Origin of the sequence: Amycolatopsis sp. lyj-112, from assembly GCF_046549055.1 — a bacterium.
In the GTDB taxonomy this organism is placed as follows: domain Bacteria; phylum Actinomycetota; class Actinomycetes; order Mycobacteriales; family Pseudonocardiaceae; genus Amycolatopsis.
The window spans coordinates 1-19,780 of record NZ_JAJPWS010000011.1; the positions used below are offsets into that span (position 1 = coordinate 1).

Below are 19,780 nucleotides of genomic sequence, written 5' to 3' on the forward strand. Positions count from 1 at the left end.
GTGGGCGGTTTGAAGCCACTCCCCGCAGAGCGGCCCCGAAGGGCCAACCTTCATCGTCCACGCAGCCCCACTTCCGGAAGTGTTACCTACAAAGCAACTCCCATCCATGCTCGTGACACACCAACACCCTCCACCGCGCCCTCATCTGACTCCCGCATGACCCGAGGAGCCCGCCAGCCACACCGGCGACGGGCCCCTCGGCATGCCCACGGCCAACCCGACCGACACTCTTGCCGCCCGGATGGTGTGAAGGTCGAGTTTCTTCGGCTGAGCCGAGGGAAGGGGGCCTTCACGCGTCGTCGTCGGGGCGTGGTGCTGTTCCGAGACGGGTGAGGGGAACTTTGAGGGACTCTGAGTCCGTCAAGGAGGCCCTCACGGCCCGCTTTTCCAGTGCTGCCAGCATCTTCTCCCGGTCCAGCTGCTTCTCCGACTTCGCCACCACGAACGTCGCGACGCAGTTTCCCAGCAGGTTCACGAAAACGCGCATCGAGTCCATCAGCCGGTCCGCGCCGAGGAGCAGCGCCACCCCGGCCACCGGGAACGCACCGATCGCGGCGGCGGTCGCGGACAGGGCGAGGAACGACGACCCCGGCACTCCGGCCATGCCTTTCGACGTCAGCATCAGGATCCCGACAGCCAGCAACTGCTGGCCGAGCGACATGTCCACACCGAACGCCTGCGCCAGGAACACCGTGCAGATCGAGAGGTAGATCGTCGCGCCGTCGAGGTTGAACGAGTAGCCCGTCGGCACCACGAGTCCGGTCGCCGCCCGGGAACAGCCCGCGTCGGTCAGTTTCGTCATGATCCGCGGCATCACGGATTCGGTCGAGGCCGTGCCGAGGGCCAGCAGGAACTCTTCGCGGGCGTAGCGGAGGAACCGCCAGATCGAAACACCCGCGTAGAACCGGGAAATCGCGGCCAGGATCAGGACGAACAGCAGACCCGCGCCGTAGCAGGCGGCGATGAGCTTCGCGTACGTCCCGAGCGTCGAGATCCCGTACTGCCCGATGATGAACGCCATCGCGCCGAACGCGCCGAGGGGCGCGACGCGCATGATCCAGCCCATCACCTTGAAGATGATCTGCTGCACCTGGTCGACGAAGCCGAGCACGAGCGGCGCGCGTTCCCTGCCGATGGCGGCCAGCGCGAGCCCGAAGAACACCGCGAACACCAGCACTTGCAGCAACTGGTTCTCGGCGAAGGCGTTGACGACGCTGTCCGGGATCGTGTGCAGCAGGAAGTCGCCGATCGACGGCAACTGGCCGCCGCTGGTCTTCTTCTCCACCGCGTTCGGATCCAGTGTCGCGGGATCGATGTCGAGTCCGCTGCCCGGCCGGAACACGTTGGCGATCAGGAGCCCGAAGACCAGGGCGAACGTCGTGACGATCTCGAAGTACAGGATCGCCTTGAGTCCGATCCGGCCGACGGACTTGAGGTCACCGACGGCGGCGATCCCGGTGACCACCACGCAGAAGATCAGCGGGGCGATGATCATCTTGATCAGCCGGATGAACCCGTCGCCGACCGGTTTGAGGTCCGCGCCGAGACCTGGCCAGAAATGGCCGACCAGGACGCCGGCCACCACCGCGACCAGCAGTTGCACGAACAGCGATTTGTACCAGCGCCCACCGGGTTTCGACATGGGCGGGAACCTAGGTGGTGAATGTTCCCCACGTGTTACGGCTCAGAGGAAGATCTTGACCAGCTGGTCCTGTCCCTCCGGATCACGGAGCACGACCTGTTTGCCCGCACGGAGTTCGGCGTCCACGAACTCGTAGATCAGCAACGCGCGGTTGACCAGATCGACCTTCTTCAGCCCTGTCCGTTCCTGCAGCTTGCCCAGCGCTTCGACCGCCTCGGCGATCAGCGCGACATTGACGCGATCGACCACCGCGGGACGGCCGGTCGCGGTCTCCTCAACCGATGGCATACCCGCTCCCTTCCCTGCGACGTAGCGCCGCACACATAATCCTGTCATAGGAGGTGCCTATTCACCACAGTTTACCCACCGAATCTGTGTCGAATGGGTTGCCTTCGGCTTGGGACCGGGGATACAGTGAGCACTAGAGAACAACCCTCGAGCAGGCCCGTCACCATGCGGCGGGTACCACCATCGAAGGCGCGGCCACGGCTTTCACGCACGAGGGCTCCCGAAGGGGAGAAGGCGACCAGGCACCCGGGGAGGGGGCGATTGGTCGCCTTCGCAGCCGAGGAATTCGGCTGTCCCCTGAGTGGTCCCCAGCGTGACGCGCCAACTCCGGCTCGCCTGACTGGGCAAAGAAAGGGCACAACGCATGGGTGCCGAAATCGAGGGCGTGGACAACACCGCGCCCGAGGAGATGGTGGCGAGCTGGGAAGGAACACCAACCCCGCTCGCGCGTGTCAGGATCGAGACGTCGGAGTTGAAGGCGGAAGCGGCGGTGCCGGCGAGCCAGACACGACGGCTGCTCACCACGATCCTCGACACGCTGGTGGTGTTCGGAGCCGTTCTCGGTCCGGCGCTGACGTTGCAGGTGGTTCCGGCCACTTTCCCGACGTGGGCGACGGCCGGGATCATCGCAGGTCAGCTCACCATGCTGGCGCTCGTGGCGAGGTCCGCGCACCGCGAAGAACCCGGCCGACGGTCACCGGGCTGACCTCGGCCGAGACGAGCAGCAGCTGAGCGAGCGCCTCTCCGACGGGACGCTCCCTCAGCTGCTGCTCACATCCGACGTCGCGCGTATCGGTCCAATTCGGGCCTGGAGAACGAAAGCTCCCCCTCGTCCACCGCGCCACAGTCCAGCCCGCGCAGCAGGAAACTCGCCAAAGCCTGCGCCGTGGCAGGTTCGTCCAGCACCCCGCGGCCGGTCTGGTCCGCGTAATCCCGCAGCCGCCCCAAAGCCGCCGGGAAACCCTCGCGGAAGAACGCGTACGTCGCGGCGAATCGCGTCGGCAGCTGGTGCGGGTGCAGGTCCCAGCCCTGGTAGAAGCCGCGCTCCAGCGAGCGTCGCACCAGGCGCAGGTGTTCGCGCCAGGCCGGGAGGAGCGCGTCGCCGACGGGCAGCTTGTTCGTCGAGCCGTCCGAAAGCCGGACGCCGGTCCCCGCCGCCGAAACCTGCATGAGCTGCTTGGCGAAGTCGGCGGCCGGGTGTTCCATGCTCTGGTACTCGGCGCTGATCCCGAGGCCCGCGCTGTAGTCGTAGGTCCCGTAGTGCAGGCCCGAACACCGGCCGCGCGCGGCCTGGATGATCTGCGGGACGACAGCGGCGCCCTTGATGTCCACAATGGACTGAGATGTCTCGATCTGGACCTCGAACCGCAGCGCGCCTTCAGCCAGGCCGTACGCGGATTCGAGGCGCTCCATGACATCCGCGGCGACTTCGACCTGCTCGACCGCGGTCACCTTGGGCAGCGTGACGACGAAACCGTGCGGCAGCGGACCGCTTTCCAGCAATCCCGCCAGAAAGAGGTCCAGTGTGCGGATCCCGCGGTGCCGGGTCGCCTGTTCGAAGCTCTTGAACCTGATGCCGGCGAACGGTGTGCCGCCGGTCAGGGCGAGGGTGCGTCCCGCGGCGAGCGCGGTGGCGTCTTCCTCGGCGTCGCCCGGTTTTCCGTAGCCGTCCTCGAAATCGATCCGCAGATCCTCGATCGGCTCGGTCAGGAGCTTGGTCCGGACGCGGTCGGCGACGTCCGCGTCCAAGCCCAGCTGATCGGCGTGCTCACCGAACACGCGCAGCGCCTGCTTGCCCCAATCCGCCACGAGCCGCGTCTTGTACTTCGACGCGGGCACGTACACGGTGTGCACGGGCTGGCGGCCGGGCGGCTCGCCGGGATACTCGGCCGCGACGCGCGCGTCGGCCTCGGCGAGCCGCGCGTCAGCGGCGGTGTAGACGTCCTCGGTGAGCCGCCCGTTCCCCATCTGTCTACTTGATCCGTTCGTAGGCGGGCAGCGTCAGGAAGTCCGGGAACTCGTCGGCGAGCGCGACCTGCTCGAACAGCTCGACGGCGGGCTCCAGCAGCTCCGGCTTGATCTCGGCGGCCAGTTCGCCGCGGACCTCGGCCAGCACACCTCGCACCAGCGCTTCGGTCACCTTGTCACCAGTGTCGAGCTGCGTGCCGTTGCGCACCCACTGCCAGATCTGCGAACGCGAGATCTCCGCGGTGGCCGCGTCCTCCATCAGGTTGTGGATCGCCGCCGCGCCGTTTCCGCTCAGCCAGGAGGCGATGTAGCGGATGCCGACGTCGACGGCCGCGCGCAGCCCGGCCGCGGTGGCGCCGCCGGGCGTCGAAGCGGCGTCGAGCAGCTGATCGGCGGTCACGTTCACCTCGTCGCGGGTCCGGTCGAGCTGGTTCGGCTTGTCGCCGAGGACCTTGTCGAACTCCTCGCGGCAGATGTCGACCATGCCCGGGTGCGCCACCCATGAACCGTCGAAACCGTCGCCGGCCTCGCGGCTCTTGTCCGCGCGGACCTTGTCCAGCGCGGCCGCGGTGACCTCGGGGTCCTTGCGGTTCGGGATGAACGCGGCCATGCCGCCGATCGCGAACGCGCCGCGTTTGTGGCAGGTGCGCACCAGCAGTTCGGTGTAGGCGCGCATGAACGGCGCGGTCATGGTCACCGAGTTGCGGTCCGGCAGCACGAACTTCTCGCCCGCGTCACGGAAGTACTTGATCACGCTGAACAGGTAGTCCCAGCGGCCGGCGTTGAGGCCGGAGGCGTGCTCGCGCAGTTCGTAGAGGATCTCGTCCATCTCGAACGCCGCCGGGATGGTCTCGATCAGCACGGTCGCGCGGACGGTGCCGTGCTCGACGCCGAGCGTCTTCTCCGAGTGGGTGAAGACGTCGTTCCAGAGCCGGGCTTCGAGGTGGCTCTCCATCTTCGGCAGGTAGAAGTACGGGCCCTTGCCGCGGCTGAGCAGCTCCTTCGCGTTGTGGAAGAAGTACAGGCCGAAGTCGACCAGCGCGCCGACGGCCTGGCGCCCGCCGAAGGACAGGCCCCGCTCGTCGAGGTGCCAGCCGCGCGGGCGGACGACGATGGTGGCGTGCTCGACGTCGTCGCGCAGCGCGTAGCTCTTGCCGCCGCTCTCCAGCGTGATGCTCTCGCGGACGGCGTCGTACAGGTTGACCTGGCCGGAGACGACGTTCGCCCAGTGCGGCGTGTTGGCGTCTTCGAGGTCGGCGAGCCAGACCTTGGCGCCGGAGTTCAGCGCGTTGATGGTCATCTTGCGGTCGGTCGGACCGGTGATCTCGACCCGGCGGTCGCGCAGCGCGGGCGGGGCCTCGGCCACTCGCCAGTCACCCTCGCGGATCTCCCGGGTCTCGGGCAGGAAGTCGAGCTTGCCGGTGACCCGGGCCTCTTCGCGGCGCTTGCCCCTGGCCTGCAGCAGTTCGTCGCGACGGCCGGCGTAGGCCTCGTGCAGACCGGCGAGGAAGGCGAGCGCTTCGGGCGTGAGGATCTCGTCCCCACGCTCGACGGGCGCTCCGAGCACCTGGGCTGAGATCTGGTCAGACATGAGAAACACCCCGAGTTCGGATAAGCAGTGACATTCCTATAGCAATACGTCCCTACGGTTTTACATGACGGACTATAGTTTCTGCATAGCGGAACATCAACGCCGACGTAAGGAGGGCCACGTGGCGGCGGAGAAGAACGGACGCGACGGCGGCGTCCAGTCCCTGCAACGGGCCTTCGAGCTCCTCGAGCATCTCGCGGACACCGGGGGCGAGGCCAGTCTTTCGGAGCTGGCGACCCTGTCCGGGTTACCGATGCCGACCATCCACCGGCTGATCAGGACCCTCGTGGACCTGGGCTATGTCCGGCAGAACACCAACCGCCGGTACGCGCTGGGCGCGCGACTCATCCGGCTGGGTGAGAACGCGAGCATGCAGTTCGGCTCGTGGGCGCGGCCGCTGCTCGCGGAACTGGTCGACGAGATCGGCGAGACGGCGAACCTCGCGGTACTCGAACGGGACGAGGTCGTCTACGTCGCCCAGGTGCCGTCGAAGCACTCGATGCGGATGTTCACCGAGGTCGGACGGCGTCTCCTGCCGCACGGCACCGGCGTCGGGAAGGCCATGCTCGCGCACCTGCCGACCGACGACGTCACGGCGCTGCTCTCGCGGACCGGCATGCCGTCCTACACCGAGCACACCTTCACCGACCCGGACGCGCTTCTGCGCGAGCTGGGGAAGATCGCGCAACAGGGCTACGCGCTCGACGAAGCCGAGCAGGAACTCGGCGTCCGCTGCGTGGCCGTCGCGGTCCCGGGCGCGCCGGTGCCGGCGGCGGTCTCGGTGTCCGGACCTTCGGGGCGGCTCACCGTGGAGGCCGTCGAGCGGATCGCGCCCGCCGTGCAGCGGATCGCGACCGCGCTCGGATCCACCCTTTCGCGTGACGGGGTCACCGTTTGAGCCGTGACTCCAGGCCGTCGAGCATCCGGTCCAGCCCGTAGAGGAACTTCTCGTCGCGCAGCTTCCTCGGGTCGATCTGGGCGTCGTACTGCGCGATCCGGTCCCGCTGATGCGGGTAGTCCTGTGACGCCTGCTCGACGGCGGGCCGCAGGTGTTCCGCCCATTCCTGTTCGCTCCGGCCGCTTTTGGCGAGGGTGGTCAGCCATGCCGCCTCGCTCGTCCCCACGCCGATCACATACGCGAGGACGGCGCTGATCGCCTGATCCGACTCGTCGCCGAGGAACCCCGCGTTGTCGAAGAGGGCCAGCAGCCGCTCATTGAGCCTCATGACGTTCGGCCCCAGGTAGGACAGGCCGACGGCGCCGAGCAGCGACGCGACCCAGGGGTGGCGCAGGATCATCGCGCGCACGCTCTGCGCGGCGGCGACCGCCGCTTCGCGCCATTTCGCCGGATCCTCGTTGTCCGAAACGGTGATCTCGCCGTAGACCTCGTCGACGACCAGTTCGATCAGCTCGTCGCGGTTGGCCACGTGCCGGTAGAGCGAGGTCGCGCCCGCGTTCAGCGCGGTACCCAGCCTTCGCATGCTCAGCGCGTCGACACCTTCGACGTCCAATAACCGGACGGCTTCGGCCACGATCTGCCCCTGGCTCAGCGCCGGCTGGTCCCGCGTGCGGCGGGGACGGGTCCACACCGACTGGATCGGCTGCTCCTCGTTTGCCATGCCCTCACCTTAGCGCACGACGTACCCCCTTGCGAACGCCGTTGACTTATGCGTACAGTGTGCGCAACGACGGAACAACGTACGCAACGAAGCTGAGGGGTATCCCGATGAACACGCTGGAAGGCCGCGACCCGCGCCGCTGGTGGATCCTGATCGTGCTGTGCCTGAGCACGCTCGTCCTGGTCGTGGACAACATGGTCCTGACCGTCGCCATCCCGCCGCTGGCCGAAGACCTGGGGGCGAACGCGCAGGACGCGCAGTGGATCCTCGACTCCTACATCCTGGTGTTCGCCGGTCTGCTGCTCACCTCGGGAAGCCTCGGAGACCGGTTCGGCCGCCGGAAGGTGATGGTCATCGGCCTCGTCCTGTTCGGGGTGGCCTCACTGGTGGCCGCGTTCGCCGCGAACCCGCTGGAGCTGATCCTGTCCCGCGCCGTGATGGGCGTCGGCGGTGCGCTGATCATGCCGAGCACCCTGTCGATCCTGATCACCGTCTTCGACGACACCGAACGCCGCAAGGCGATGGCGGCGTGGAGCGCGGTCGCGATGCTCGGCATGATCGGCGGCCCGGTGCTCGGCGGCGTGCTGATCGCGTGGTTCTGGTGGGGCGCGGTGTTCCTGATCAACGTCCCGATCGTCGTCATCGCCGTGATCGCGGCACTCACGCTGATGCCGGAGTCCCGGGGCCCGTGGCAGAAGCCCGACCCGCTCGGCGCGATCCTGTCCGCCGTCGGCATGACCGCGCTGGTCTGGACGATCATCGAACTGCCCAAGCACGGCATCACCGAGGCCGGCACGCTCATCCCGCTGGTGATCGCGGTGGCCGGACTGGTCGGCTTCGTTCTCTGGGAGCGGCACACGCCGTCGCCGATGGTCCCGCTGGCGCTGTTCCGCAAGCGCAACTTCAGCGGTGGCAGCCTGTCGCTCACACTGGTGCAGATCGGCAACGGCGGCCTGCTGCTGCTCCTGACCCAGTACCTGCAGTTCGTCCTCGGCTACACCCCGACCCAGGCGGGCCTGGCGTTCATCCCGATGGCGATCGCGTCGCTGATCTGCAACACCCTCGGTGCCACGCTGGGCCAGAAGATCGGCAACCGAGCGCTGGCCACGGTCGGCATGACGGTGATGGCCGCCGGATTCGGAATGCTCGCGACCCTTTCGGCGACCGAAGGTTTCCTCCTGCCGGCGATCGCACTGTTCCTGCTCGGCGCCGGTGGCGGGCTGGCGATGCCGGCGGCGATCGCGGCGCTGATGGGCGAGGTCCCGGCGGAGCAGGCCGGCGTCGGCTCCGCGCTCAACGACACCATCCAGCAGATGGGCGCGGCGCTCGGCATCGCCATCCTCGGCAGCGTCGTCTCCAGCCTGTTCACCGCGAACATGCCGGCTTCGGCCCCGGCGCAGGCCAAGCTCTCGATCGGCGACGCGTTCGCCACCGGTGACAACGGCCTGATCACCGCGGCCCGGGAGTCGTTCACCTCGGCGATGTCGGCCACGTTCCTCGCGAGTGCGGCCGGCGTGCTGGCCGCGGCGGTGGTCGCCTTCCTGGTGATGCGGGACAAGAAGGACACCCCGGTCTCTGAGGACGACAAGACCTCGGTCGCCGCCTGACCGCGTGCAATGAACGGGCCTTTCCTTGCAAAATTTGCAAGGAAAGGCCCGTTCATAGCGTTTTCAGGCGTCCGGACTGCCCCGGAACAGCGAGAAGTCGTCGTACGACCGCTCGTCTTCCAGCCGGGGCTGGCGGGCCGCGGCGGGCGGCGGGCCCGGGTCGGCGGGCCGCTCGTCCCCGAAGATCCGCTCGTCGGCGTCGAGCACCTGGTCCAGCAGTTCGGTGTCGCCCAGTTCGCGGCGGACGATCTCGGCCTGCAGCCGAGCGGCGTCCGCCCGGGCGGCGGCGATGGTGTGCAGGACGGTCGCCGAGAGCGCCGCGGACGGGGCCCGCCGCGTCTCGTCGCCGAAGACGATGTCCTTGACCGTGCCGTCGGCCTTCGCGACCACGGTGACCTGACGGTCGGGCGAGGTCGCGGTGCCTTCGACGTCGGCGAGGTCCACCGTCATCCGCTGGTAGGTCTCGGTCCGGCGCCGGGTCTCCGCGGCGGCCGTGTCGATCGCCTCGATCCGGCTCGCCAGGTTCTGGGCGATCTCGCTCATCACGCTCCCCCTTGTTCGGGCCGGATCGTCTCCAGGAACTTCTGGAAGTCGCCGACGAGCTGCTCGAACTGCTCCGGGGTCGCGCTGAGCACGACCTGCAGCACGGTTCGCCGTCGCTCGTCCTCGGCGTCCTGCATGGCGATGTAGACCTGCAGCTGCGTCAGTTCCACCGGCCGCTCGCCGATCTCGATCGAGAAGCGCACGGCCTGGGTCAGCCCCGGGTTCTCCGCCGAGCCGACCTCGGAACGACGGCCGACCACGAGGGTGAGCGCGCCGCCGCGCAGCCGTTCGATGGCCTCGTCGGCCAGCTGCGCGAGCGGGATCTCCGACGCGGTGACGTCGCCGCTGAGGCTGATGTTGGCCGTGAATCCCGCCGCGGAAGCGGGGTGCAGCGCGACGAAGGCCGCCTCTTCCGCACCGACCTCGTCCGGCGGGACCGAGTGCCAGCCCGCGGGCAGCGAGAATTCGATCGGCACGGGAATGGTGGTTGCCACGGTTCTCTCTCTCCGATTCCTGCTCAGAAGCCGAACTTGCGGCCGATGCCCTTGAAGGCCTTTTCGGCGCTTTGGCCGACTTCCCTGGCGCCGTCGCCGACACTGTCCGCGACCTTGCCGACGTCCTTCGCCACATCACTGACGGTATCGACGACCTCGCCCGGGTCGACGGACATGTCGAAGCTGACCTTGCCACCCACCCCGAGCCCGATGCCGAGTGAACCGCCGACGTGGAACTTCCCGTCGTCGCCGAGCCCGAACTGGCCGCCGATCTGCGCACCCGCCCCGGCCCACGCCTCACCGTGCGCGCCGGCCTTGACCCCGGCGACTTCGGCACCGATGTCGCCTTCGGCCTTGGCGCCGATGAACACCTCGGCGTTCCCCTGGGCGCCCAACGGCCCGACGGTGACTTTCGCTTCGCCCTCGGCGCCGACGCTGGCTTCGCCCTTGCCGGAAAGGCTGATGTGTTCGCCCGCCCGGAGTTCGCCCTCCGCGGTCACCTTCCCCAGGTACGCCTCGCCCTTGACCCCGGCCGTCACGCCGAGAGGGGTGACCTTGACGTCGGCTTCGTACCCGGCGCCGAGCGCCGAGACGGTCACCTTGCCGTCGCCGGTGAGCCCGTTCTTCCGAAAGGAACCCTCGGCTTCCTTGCCCCAGACCTCGGCCTCACCGGACGCGCTCCCGGCCTTGGTCGGCAGGTCGATGCCGAAGTCGGCGAGCTTTTCCTCGAGCTTCTCGGTGAACAGCTTCTCCGTGGTGCTGCCCGCCTTGTAGCGGAAGCTGATGCCGCCCTTGTTGCGCTGCCAGCCGTTCGGGTCCTTGTCGACCAGCTTGCCGGTCTTCGGGTCCCATTCCTTGTAGGTCTTGCGGCTCTCGGTGCCCCACTTCTTGCCGCTGCCGACCTTCTTCTTGAAGCCGCCCTTGCCGTCGGGCTCGAAACCGAGCTTCCGCGCGACCTCGTTGCCCACCACGTCGATACGCTTGCGGGCATTGTCCACAATGGCCTGAGCGGACCGGACGCCCTCCGCGCCCGGGTCCTCGAACGGCGCCAGCGGCTGCCCGGAAGCCTGTGCGGTCAAGGAAAGCGCGTCGTACCTGGTCGCGGCGACCCGGCTCGCGGCCTGCGCCTGCGTGTACAGCTCGATCGCGCGCTGCGCTTCGCCCTGGCCCCAGGCGAGCACTTCGCCGAAGTCGGCGAGCGACTGACCGCCCTTGCCGAACGCGTCGATCGCCTCACCCCAGCGCGCGGGCTCGGCACCGAAGGCCGACCGGAACGCGTTGCTGGCCGAACCGGTCCACTCGGCCGGGTCGAGCTTGCCCAGACCGGTGCCGATGACGTCCATGCCCTTGATGTTGCCGACGACGCGGCGAAGATCGTTCGTGAGTTTCTCGGGCTCACCCGGGACGAGCTGCCTCGGGTCGGTGGTCTGCCCCAGCGCGGTCATCAGGAGCCCGCCCCTTCACCCAGGAGTTTGCCGATGTCGCCGGAGAAACCGACGTCGATCTCGTCCTTCTTCAGCGGCTTCACACCGCCGCCGTTGAGTTCACGAGGATCGATCTCGCCGAGGCTTCCGTGCAGCACACCGGCCCCGGGTCCGATGACGAACTCGTCCCGCTTCAGCGGCTTCACACCACCGGCGTTGAGTTCGTTCGGGTCGATCGCGGGGAGAAACCGGTCGACGACGTCCTTGGCACCGAAATCGACGTTCTCGTAGGCGCCCGCAGCCTCACGCAGGCCGGTGCCGTGCCCGGCGGCCGAAGCGATCAAGGTGTCGTAGTGCCGCTCGATGTCCTGGTCGAACAAGCCCCAGGCCAGCTCCACGGCGGAATGACCGAAGTCGAGATCCGGCCCCACCCATTTCATCGAACCCGCGCCGATCACCTCGTCGATCCGGCCCGCGGTACCCCGCAGCTCTGCCGGAACGGCGTCGAAACCACCGGTCATTTCCCCACCCTTGTCCAAGGTCGTCAGGCCGCCCTCCCGGCGGCGTGTGACTAAGACGCCCAGAATGTCACAGTGGTTCCGATCACGGGTGACTTTCCCGCTGATCGGACCGGGATTCAGTTACTGAGCAGCGCTTCGACGAAAGCGCCCGGCTCGAACGGCGCCAGATCGTCCGGTCCCTCGCCGAGGCCGACGAGCTTGACCGGCACGCCGAGTTCGCGCTGCACCTGGAAGACGATGCCGCCCTTGGCGGTGCCGTCCAATTTGGTCAGCACGATGCCGGTGACGTCGATGACCTCCGAGAACACCCGGGCCTGCATGAGCCCGTTCTGGCCGGTGGTGGCGTCCAGCACCAGCAGCACCTCGTCGACCTTCGCCTGCTTCTCGACGACTCGCTTGACCTTGCCCAGCTCGTCCATCAGGCCGGTCTTGGTGTGCAGACGGCCGGCCGTGTCGATCAGGACCGCGTCCACACCCGCCTCGCAGCCTCGCTTGACCGCGTCGAACGCGACGGCCGCCGGGTCCGCGCCTTCCTTGCCTCGCACGACCTCCGCGCCGACACGCTCGGCCCAGGTCTGCAACTGTTCGGCGGCGGCGGCACGGAAGGTGTCGGCCGCGCCGAGCACGACGGTGCTCCCCTGCGCCACGAGCACCCGGGCGAGCTTGCCGGTGGTGGTCGTCTTGCCGGTGCCGTTGACCCCGGCGACGAGGACGACGGCGGGCTGCTTCACGCCATCGACGATGTGGGGCAGCGCGCGCACCGAGCGGACGGCGTCGGTCGAGAGCGCCGCCGTCAGCACCTCCTGCAGTACCGTGCGCGCCTCTTCGGACGTCCGCACGGCCCGGCGCTTCAGCTCGTCGCGAAGACGCTCGACGATCTCGGTGGTCGTCGCCGCACCCAGGTCGGCCATGAGCAGCGTGTCTTCGACGTCCTGCCAGGAATCCTCGTCCAGGTCGCCGGCACCGAGCAGGCCGAGCAGGCTCTGCCCGAACACCGAACGGGACTTGCCGAGCCTGCCGCGCAGCCGCTCCAACCGCCCGCTCGCCGGGGCGATCTCCTCGGCGGGAGCAGGGGTCGCCTCTTCGACCGGTTCGGGCAGATCGACGTCGCGGACGGTGCGCTGTGCCGAATCCCGCGGCACCGACGCGTCGTCCCCGACGGCGGGCTGGCCGTCGACCTCGGGCCGGTCCTCGACCGGATGCCCGGCCTCGACCGGTTCTTCGGGCTCGGCTTCTTCAGACTTGGCTTCTTCGGATTCGGTACCGCCCGGCGCGAGCGCGATCCCGCCGCTCGCGGAATAGCTGCCGCCCTTCGGCTTCGCGCGCTCGACGGCCTCGGCGGCCTTGGACTCGTCCAGGCTGATCCGGCGACGACGGGCGATGAACAGCCCGGCCACCAGAACGGCGACCAGGACCACGACGGCAACGACAACGATCCAAAACCAGGGGGTGCTCGACACGGCGCCATCTTCGCATCCGCACCCGGCTCACCGCAGTCGCCCCACGGGGAGGACGTCGATCTTGTCAAGTACCCACTTGATAGGACTCATTTCGGACAAGAAGAAACCTCGCAACTTGCGCGTGCTCCGGCAAGAGCGCTAGACCACTCCGAATGACGGTTTACACCGGCTCTGGGGTCCGGGTGATCGGGCTGATCTCCGGCACGTCGATCGACGGGATCGACGTGGCGGCCGCCGAACTACGCGCACGCGGGGACACCGTCGTGCTTTCCCCGCTCGGCGAGCTCGAAATCCCCTATCCCGAAGCTCTCCGGCAAGACCTGCTCGACGCGCTGCCGCCGAATCCTTGCAGCGCCGAGCAACTCACCAAACTCGACACCCTGGTGGCCCAGGCCTTCGGCGAGGCGGCCGCACGCGGGATCGAGGAACTGGCCGGCGGCAAGGCCGACGTCGTCGCCTCGCTCGGCCAGACGGTGTTCCACTGGGTCGAGGACGGCACCGCGCGCGGCACGCTGCAACTGGGGAATCCGGCGTGGATCGCCGAGCGCACCGGGCTGCCGGTGGTGGCCGACCTCCGGGTGCGCGACGTCGCGGCCGGCGGCCACGGCGCACCCCTGGCCAGCACGCTGGACGCGTTGTGGTTACGGGAGATGACGGGATTGGGGCCGGTCGCCGCGCTGAACATCGGCGGGATCGCGAACATCACCGTGGTCCCGCCCCAGGGCGACGTCCTCGCCTACGACACCGGCCCCGGCAACGCCCTGCTCGACATCGCCGCGCACCGCGTCACCGCCGGCGCCCAGCGCAGCGACCTCGACGGCGCGCTCGCCCTGCGCGGCACCGTCCGGCCCGACCTGCTCGCGAAACTCCTGCTCGACCCGTATTACTCGGCCGCTCCGCCGAAGTCGACCGGCAAGGAACTGTTCCACAGCGCGCATCTCGACGCCGCGCTCGACGGGCTCCCGCCGATCGGGGCCGAAGACCTGCTGGCGACGCTCACCGAACTGACCGCGGTGACGATCGCCGCGGAATGCCGTCGCCACAACATCGCCACCCTGATCGTCTCCGGTGGCGGCGCCGACAACCCGGCGCTGATGGCCTCGCTGGCCAAGAACCTTCCCGGCACGTCGCTCAAGACCAGCGACGACCACGGGCTGCCACGCGCGGGCAAAGAGGCATACCTGACCATTCTGCTCGGCTGGCTGACGTGGTCCGGCGTCCCGGGGAACCTCCCGTCGGCGACCGGGGCCCGCGGCACCAGGTTGCTCGGCAGCATCACCCCGGGTGAAGGCCCTTTGCGGCTTCCCACCCCACATTCCTCAACCGTGACCCGGTTACGGGTAGCGGCGACGACCGGCGAGCGATAGGAGATACCAATGCGCGCACTTGACCTCGCGATCATCGGGCTTTTTCTGGTCGGCATGCCCTTACTGGGCATCTGGATCGGCGGTAAGCAGAAATCCGGCTCCGACTACTTCGTCGGCGAAGGCAAGATCTCCTGGTGGGTGGCCTGCCTCTCGGTGGTCTCCGCGGAGACGTCCACCCTCACCGTGCTCTCCGTGCCGACGGTGGCCTACATCGCCACCCCCGGCGACGGCGGGATGACCTACCTCGCGCTGGCCATCGGCTACATCGGCGGCCGGATCGTGGTGTCGATGGTGCTGCTGCCGCGTTACGTGGCGGGCAACCTGGTCACCGCGTACGCCTTCCTGGGCAAGCGGTTCGGCAACGGGTTGCAGGGCACCGCGTCGGTGACCTTCCTGCTCACCCGCACGCTGGCCGACGGCATCCGGCTGTTCGCCACCGCGATCCCGATCAAGGTGGTGTTCGCCGCCTACGGCCTGACCATCTCGTACTGGGCCATCGTGATCGGGCTCGGCGTCGCCATGGTGCTCTACAGCTTCTTCGGCGGGGTCCGCGCGGTCGTCTGGGTCGACGCGATCCAGATGCTCTGGTACATCCTCGGCGCGGTCGTGGTGATCTGGGCGATCTCCAGCAGGCTGCCGGACGGCTGGTTCGGCAAGGCCGTCGACGCCAACAAGTTCCAGATCTTCGACTTCAGCTCGAATATGCTCACCGGGCAGTTCGCGTTCTTCACCGCGGTGATCGGTGGCGCGGTGCTTTCGATGGCCTCGCACGGCTCGGACCAGCTGATCGTGCAGCGCCTGCAGGCCACCAACGATCTGCGCGCCGCGCGGAAGGCGTTGGTCGCCAGCGGTTTCGTGGTGTTCATCCAGTTCGCGCTGTTCCTGTTCATCGGCGTGCTGCTGTGGGCGCTCTACAACGGCCTGAACCCGACCAAGCCGAAGCCGGAAGGCCTCGGGCTGGCCAACAAGGACGAGCTGTTCGCGACCTTCATCGTGAACGACCTGCCCAGCGGGCTTTCCGGGTTCGTGATCGCCGGAATCCTCGCCGCCGCACTGAGTTCGTCGCTCGGCGCGCTGGCCTCGTCCACGGTGACCGACGTCTACGAACGGGTGATCGGCAGGCAGCTGCCGGAAGCCGACCGGCTGAAGCACGGCCGGATCTGGACGATCGTCTGGGCGGGCGCGCTGATCCTCTGCGCGGGATTCTTCGCCTCCTCCAACAAGACCTCGGCCGACCCGATCGTGGTGCAGGCGCTCGGCATCACCGGCTACACCTACGGCGCGCTGCTCGGCGCGTTCCTGCTCGGGCTGTTGTTCAAGCGGGCCAGGCAGCTGGACGCGATCATCGCGTTCGTGACGACGGTGCTCGTGATGGCGTTCGTCATCCTCGGCGTCAAGTTCAACAAGCCGGACGGAAGCCTGATCGGGATCGACTTCAGCAAGGCGTCGGGGAACACCGTGGCGCTGGCCTGGCCTTGGTACACCCTGTTCGGTGTGGTGATCACGCTCGTCGTCGGCGGGCTGCTCTCACTGCGGCACAGCAGCGTGGACCCGCTCGCCGAAGAGAGCATGAAGGAACCCGAGCCCGTGTGACCTAAGCCGGAACCGGGTCGTCTTCGGCGGTCCGGAGCCGCTGCGAGATGACCTTGGTGATGCCGTCGCCCTGCATGGACACGCCGTACAGGGCGTCGGCGATCTCCATGGTCGGCTTCTGGTGGGTGATGATGATCAGCTGCGAAGAGTCGCGCAGCTGCTCCAGCAGCCCGATCAGCCGTCGCATGTTGGTGTCGTCGAGCGCGGCCTCGACCTCGTCCATCACGTAGAAGGGCGAAGGCCGGGCGCGGAAGATCGCCACCAGCATGCCGACGGCGACCAGCGACTTCTCGCCACCGGAGAGCAGCGAGAGCCGCTTGACCTTCTTGCCCGGCGGGCGCGCTTCGACGTCGACACCGGTGGCGAGCATGTCGTTGGGCTGGGTGAGCACCATGCGACCCTCGCCGCCCGGGAACAGCACGCTGAACACGGTCTCGAACTCGCGCGCGACGTCCTCGTAGGCCGACGCGAAGACCTCGAGGATCTTTTCGTCGACCTGCTTGATGACGGCTTCGAGGTCCTTGCGGGTGTCCTTGAGGTCTTCGAGCTGGGTCGAGAGGAACTTGTAGCGCTCCTCCAGCGCCGCGAACTCCTCCAGCGCCAGCGGGTTGACCTTGCCCAGCAGGCTCAGGTCCTTCTCCGCGCGCTTGGCCCGGCGGGCCTGGGTGTCACGGTCGTACGGCATCGGCGGCGGCTGGGTGACGTCCTCGCCGCGTTCCTTGGCCGCCTCGTACTCGGCCATCTCCCCCGCGCTCGGCGGCACGGGGACGTCCGGACCGTACTCCTCGACGAGGTCGTTGAGGCCGATACCGAAGTCCTCGGCGATCTTGGTTTCGAGCTGTTCCAGCCGCAGCCGCTGCTCGGCGCGCAGGACCTCGTCGCGGTGCACCGCGTCGGTGAGCTTCTCCAGTTCGCCGGTCAGCTCGCGGACCTTGCTGCGCACCTGCGTCAGCGCGGTCTCGCGCGACTGCCGCTGTGCCTGCGCCTCGTCCCGTTCGTGGGCGGCGCGCTGCACGGAGATCTCGATCCGCTCCAGCGCGATCTCGCCGCCGTTGACCACGGCGTTGGCGATCTCGGCGCCGCGTTTCCGGGCGGTCCTGGCCTTTTCGGCGCGTTCACGGGCCTGCCGCTCGGCGTGCGCGGCACGGCGGAGCGATTCGGCCTTGCCCTGGATGCTCCGCGCCCGCTCCTCGGTGGTGCGCAGCGCGAGCCGGGACTCCATCTCCTCCTGGCGGACCGTGCCGAGATCCTCGGCGGCCTGGTCACGCTCGGCGGTGTCCGGGTCCTCGTCGACCTCCTGGTCGGCGACCGCGGCCAGCCGCTCCTCGAACTCGGCGAGCTGCTCGAGTGCCTGTTCGCGGCTCTGCTCGACCTTGGCGCGCTGGCTGCTCAGCCGGTCCATCTCGGCCTGTGCGCCGCGCGCGGCCTGCTGCAGCCGGTTCAGCCGCTCGGACGACCGGGCGTTGCGGACCTTCGCCTCGCCGAGCGCGTCCTTCGCCTGGCCGACCTGTTCGCGGCGGGCCTGCTGTTCGGCGCGGGCGCCTTCGAGTTCCGCGGCGGCGCGTTCCAGCGCGCGCTCGGCGGTGTGCAGCCGGTCGCCTGCCTCGTCGACGGCGGCCTGCACCTCGATGACGCTCTCGCTGCGGGTCGAACCGCCGACCGCCCAGCGGGCGCCGAAGACATCGCCCTCCGGGGTGACGGTGCTGACCTCGGGATACACCTCGACGAGCCGCCGCGCGGACTCCAGGCCGTCCACAATGGCCACCCGGTCGAGCGCGTGCTCGACCGCGGACCGCAGCGCGGGCGGCGCCGAAACCACTTCACGCGCCCAGCGCGCGCCGTGAGGCAGCGACGGCCAAGAGCCGGTGTCCACAACGGACTCCAGCCCGCCGAGCAGGATGCCCGCACGGCCGGAGTCGTTGTCCTTCAAGTACTTCAGCGCGTCGAGCGCGTCGGCGCCGCCGTTGACGGCGACCGCGTCGGCGACCGGGCCGAGTGCCGCGGCCAGCGCGACCTCGTGGCCCGCCTCGACGGTGAGCAGCGCGGCCACCGAACCGAGCAGCCCCGGCAGCTCGTGGGAAGCACCGAGCAGCGCGCCGGCGCCGTCCTTGCGGCGCAGGCCCATCGACAGCGCCTCGACGCGCGCCTTCTCCGACGCGATGTCCCGCTCGGCGGTCCGCTCGACCTTGACCAGTTCCTCGACGCGGGCCTTGGCGGCATTGTTGGCGGCCACCGTGCGGTCGTGGTGGGCCTGCAGGTCGAAGTCGTCCGATTCCTCGACGCCGCCCTCGGCCTTGGCCTCTTCGAGTTCCTCGACAGCGATCTCGGCACGCTCGGCGGCCTCTTCGAGCGACACGGTGAGCCTGTCGATCTCGTCGGAGGTGGCACCGTTCTTACTGCGCAGCGCCTCGACCTGGCCGGTGAGCTTCGCGAGCCCTTCCCGGCGGTCGGCGATCGCGCGAACGGCCGCCATATGCGCCCGCTCGGCGGCCTGGACCAGGCGCTCCAGCTGCTCACGGCGCTCGACGGTCTCCGTCAGCGTCATCCGCGCCTCGGCGACGGCCTCGTTGAGTTCCTCTTCGCGCTCGGCGACCTGTTCCGCCTCGGCGAGCAGTTCGTCGGGGTCGCGGCCGTTGCTCGCGGCCTGGACGTCGGACGAAAGGTGCCGCTGGCGTTCCAGCGCGAGCCGCACGGTGCCGCGAAGCCGCTCCGTCAGCGCGGAAAGCTTGTACCAGGTCTCCTGGGCGACGGCCAGGCGCGGCGCGTCTTCGGCGAGCGAGGATTCGAGCTCGGTCTCCTCGGCGGCGACGATCTCCAAGGCCTGCTCGACCTCGGCGCGGCGCTGGCGGGCGACCCGCTCGTCGGCCTCTTCCCTGGCGATGCCGGTGCGCTGGCTGATCAGGTCGTCGGCGAACAGCCGGAGCCGGGCGTCACGCAGTTCGGACTGCACCCACTGCGCCTTGCGGGCGATCTCGGCCTGCTTGCCCAGCGGCTTGAGCTGACGGCGCAGCTCGGTGGTGAGGTCGCCGAGACGATCGAGGTTGCCCTGCATGTTCGCGAGCTTGCGCAGGGTCTGTTCCTTGCGCTTGCGGTGCTTGAGGACGCCCGCGGCCTCTTCGATGAAGGCGCGGCGCTCCTCGGGCTTGGATTCGAGGATCGCGGCGAGCTGGCCCTGACCGACGATGACGTGCATCTCTCGGCCGATACCGGAGTCCGACAGCAGTTCCTGGACGTCCATCAGCCGGCAACGGTCACCGTTGATCTCGTACTCGCTCGCGCCGTCGCGGAACATCCGGCGGGTGATCGAGACCTCGGAGTACTCGATGGGCAGGGCGCCGTCGGCGTTGTCGATGGTGAGGGTGACCTCGGCGCGCCCGAGCGGGGCGCGGCCGGTGGTCCCGGCGAAGATGACGTCCTCCATCTTGCCGCCGCGCAGGTCTTTCGCGCCCTGGGTGCCCATGACCCAGCGCAGGCCGTCGAGGACGTTCGACTTACCGGAACCGTTCGGTCCCACGACACAGGTGATGCCCGGCTCGAACCGCAACGTCGTCGCCGAGGCGAAGGACTTGAAGCCCTTGAGCGTCAGGCTCTTCAGATGCACGGCGTACTGACCCCTCTGGCTGCGGGAACCGGTCTTTCAATCGGCCAAGGCTACCTGTGCAC

The 19,780-nt window shown here is 68.7% G+C and carries 16 protein-coding genes; 5 read left to right on the top strand and 11 right to left on the bottom strand.

Features of this window, described 5'->3' with window-relative positions; translation table 11 throughout:
* Positions 1 to 289: 289 nt before the first annotated feature.
* Positions 290 to 1,642 (bottom strand): C4-dicarboxylate transporter DctA, encoded by a 1,353-nt coding sequence (dctA, locus tag ACLJRL_RS29805; RefSeq protein WP_410659640.1) that lies wholly within the window; start codon positions 1,640 to 1,642, stop codon positions 290 to 292.
* Between the two features lie 42 nt (positions 1,643 to 1,684).
* Positions 1,685 to 1,930 carry a hypothetical protein gene (locus ACLJRL_RS29810; RefSeq protein ID WP_410659641.1) on the bottom strand — a complete coding sequence of 82 codons (246 nt, stop codon included), beginning with the start codon at positions 1,928 to 1,930 and terminating at the stop codon, positions 1,685 to 1,687.
* Between the two features lie 364 nt (positions 1,931 to 2,294).
* Here ACLJRL_RS29810 and ACLJRL_RS29815 point away from each other — a divergent pair, with 364 nt between their 5' ends.
* Positions 2,295 to 2,636, top strand: a complete 342-nt coding sequence (locus ACLJRL_RS29815) for a hypothetical protein (protein WP_410659642.1) — start codon at positions 2,295 to 2,297, stop codon at positions 2,634 to 2,636.
* A 65-nt stretch (positions 2,637 to 2,701) separates the two neighbouring features.
* On the opposite strand, the gene ACLJRL_RS29820 is transcribed toward ACLJRL_RS29815, so the two are convergent.
* Positions 2,702 to 3,898 carry a DUF6986 family protein gene (locus ACLJRL_RS29820; protein ID WP_410659643.1) on the bottom strand — a complete coding sequence of 399 codons (1,197 nt, stop codon included), beginning with the start codon at positions 3,896 to 3,898 and terminating at the stop codon, positions 2,702 to 2,704.
* A 4-nt stretch (positions 3,899 to 3,902) separates the two neighbouring features.
* Positions 3,903 to 5,489: a malate synthase A gene (gene aceB / locus ACLJRL_RS29825; RefSeq protein ID WP_410659644.1), complete on the bottom strand. Its 1,587-nt coding sequence runs from the start codon at positions 5,487 to 5,489 to the stop codon at positions 3,903 to 3,905.
* Positions 5,490 to 5,610: 121 nt separating this feature from the next.
* Here aceB and ACLJRL_RS29830 point away from each other — a divergent pair, with 121 nt between their 5' ends.
* Positions 5,611 to 6,387, top strand: a complete 777-nt coding sequence (locus tag ACLJRL_RS29830) for an IclR family transcriptional regulator (RefSeq protein WP_410659645.1) — start codon at positions 5,611 to 5,613, stop codon at positions 6,385 to 6,387.
* On the opposite strand, the gene ACLJRL_RS29835 is transcribed toward ACLJRL_RS29830, so the two are convergent.
* Positions 6,377 to 7,108, bottom strand: a complete 732-nt coding sequence (locus tag ACLJRL_RS29835; protein ID WP_410659646.1) for a TetR/AcrR family transcriptional regulator — start codon at positions 7,106 to 7,108, stop codon at positions 6,377 to 6,379. The genes ACLJRL_RS29830 and ACLJRL_RS29835 overlap by 11 nt on opposite strands.
* Before the next feature lie 107 nt (positions 7,109 to 7,215).
* Between ACLJRL_RS29835 and ACLJRL_RS29840 the strand changes: the two genes are divergently transcribed.
* Positions 7,216 to 8,715: an MFS transporter gene (locus ACLJRL_RS29840; protein WP_410659647.1), complete on the top strand. Its 1,500-nt coding sequence runs from the start codon at positions 7,216 to 7,218 to the stop codon at positions 8,713 to 8,715.
* A 63-nt stretch (positions 8,716 to 8,778) separates the two neighbouring features.
* Here the strand turns inward: ACLJRL_RS29840 and ACLJRL_RS29845 are convergent, their stop codons facing one another.
* The 5 genes from ACLJRL_RS29845 to ftsY all read right to left on the bottom strand — a co-directional run bounded on the left by ACLJRL_RS29845 (position 8,779) and on the right by ftsY (position 13,157).
* A complete protein-coding gene (locus ACLJRL_RS29845; RefSeq protein ID WP_410659648.1) occupies positions 8,779 to 9,258 on the bottom strand; it encodes a YbaB/EbfC family nucleoid-associated protein in 480 nt (159 codons plus the stop codon).
* Positions 9,258 to 9,752, bottom strand: a complete 495-nt coding sequence (locus tag ACLJRL_RS29850) for a hypothetical protein (protein WP_410659649.1) — start codon at positions 9,750 to 9,752, stop codon at positions 9,258 to 9,260. The genes ACLJRL_RS29845 and ACLJRL_RS29850 overlap by 1 nt, the downstream gene beginning before the upstream one ends.
* 23 nt (positions 9,753 to 9,775) lie before the next feature.
* Positions 9,776 to 11,197: a putative T7SS-secreted protein gene (locus ACLJRL_RS29855; protein WP_410659650.1), complete on the bottom strand. Its 1,422-nt coding sequence runs from the start codon at positions 11,195 to 11,197 to the stop codon at positions 9,776 to 9,778.
* Complete coding sequence (locus tag ACLJRL_RS29860; protein WP_410659651.1) at positions 11,197 to 11,697, bottom strand: hypothetical protein; 501 nt, start codon at positions 11,695 to 11,697, stop codon at positions 11,197 to 11,199. Before ACLJRL_RS29860 ends, ACLJRL_RS29855 begins: the two co-directional genes overlap by 1 nt.
* Positions 11,698 to 11,813: 116 nt before the next feature.
* Positions 11,814 to 13,157 carry a signal recognition particle-docking protein FtsY gene (gene ftsY / locus ACLJRL_RS29865; protein WP_410659652.1) on the bottom strand — a complete coding sequence of 448 codons (1,344 nt, stop codon included), beginning with the start codon at positions 13,155 to 13,157 and terminating at the stop codon, positions 11,814 to 11,816.
* Positions 13,158 to 13,309: 152 nt separating this feature from the next.
* Here ftsY and ACLJRL_RS29870 point away from each other — a divergent pair, with 152 nt between their 5' ends.
* A complete protein-coding gene (locus tag ACLJRL_RS29870) occupies positions 13,310 to 14,524 on the top strand; it encodes an anhydro-N-acetylmuramic acid kinase (protein ID WP_410659653.1) in 1,215 nt (404 codons plus the stop codon).
* A gap of 9 nt (positions 14,525 to 14,533) precedes the next feature.
* Positions 14,534 to 16,117, top strand: coding sequence for a sodium:solute symporter (locus ACLJRL_RS29875; protein WP_410659654.1), 1,584 nt, complete (start codon positions 14,534 to 14,536; stop codon positions 16,115 to 16,117).
* A 1-nt stretch (position 16,118) separates the two neighbouring features.
* Here ACLJRL_RS29875 and smc read toward each other — a convergent pair whose 3' ends face one another.
* Entirely contained in the window at positions 16,119 to 19,718 is a 3,600-nt protein-coding gene (smc, locus tag ACLJRL_RS29880; RefSeq protein WP_410659655.1) for a chromosome segregation protein SMC, read from the bottom strand.
* Positions 19,719 to 19,780 lie beyond the last annotated feature (62 nt).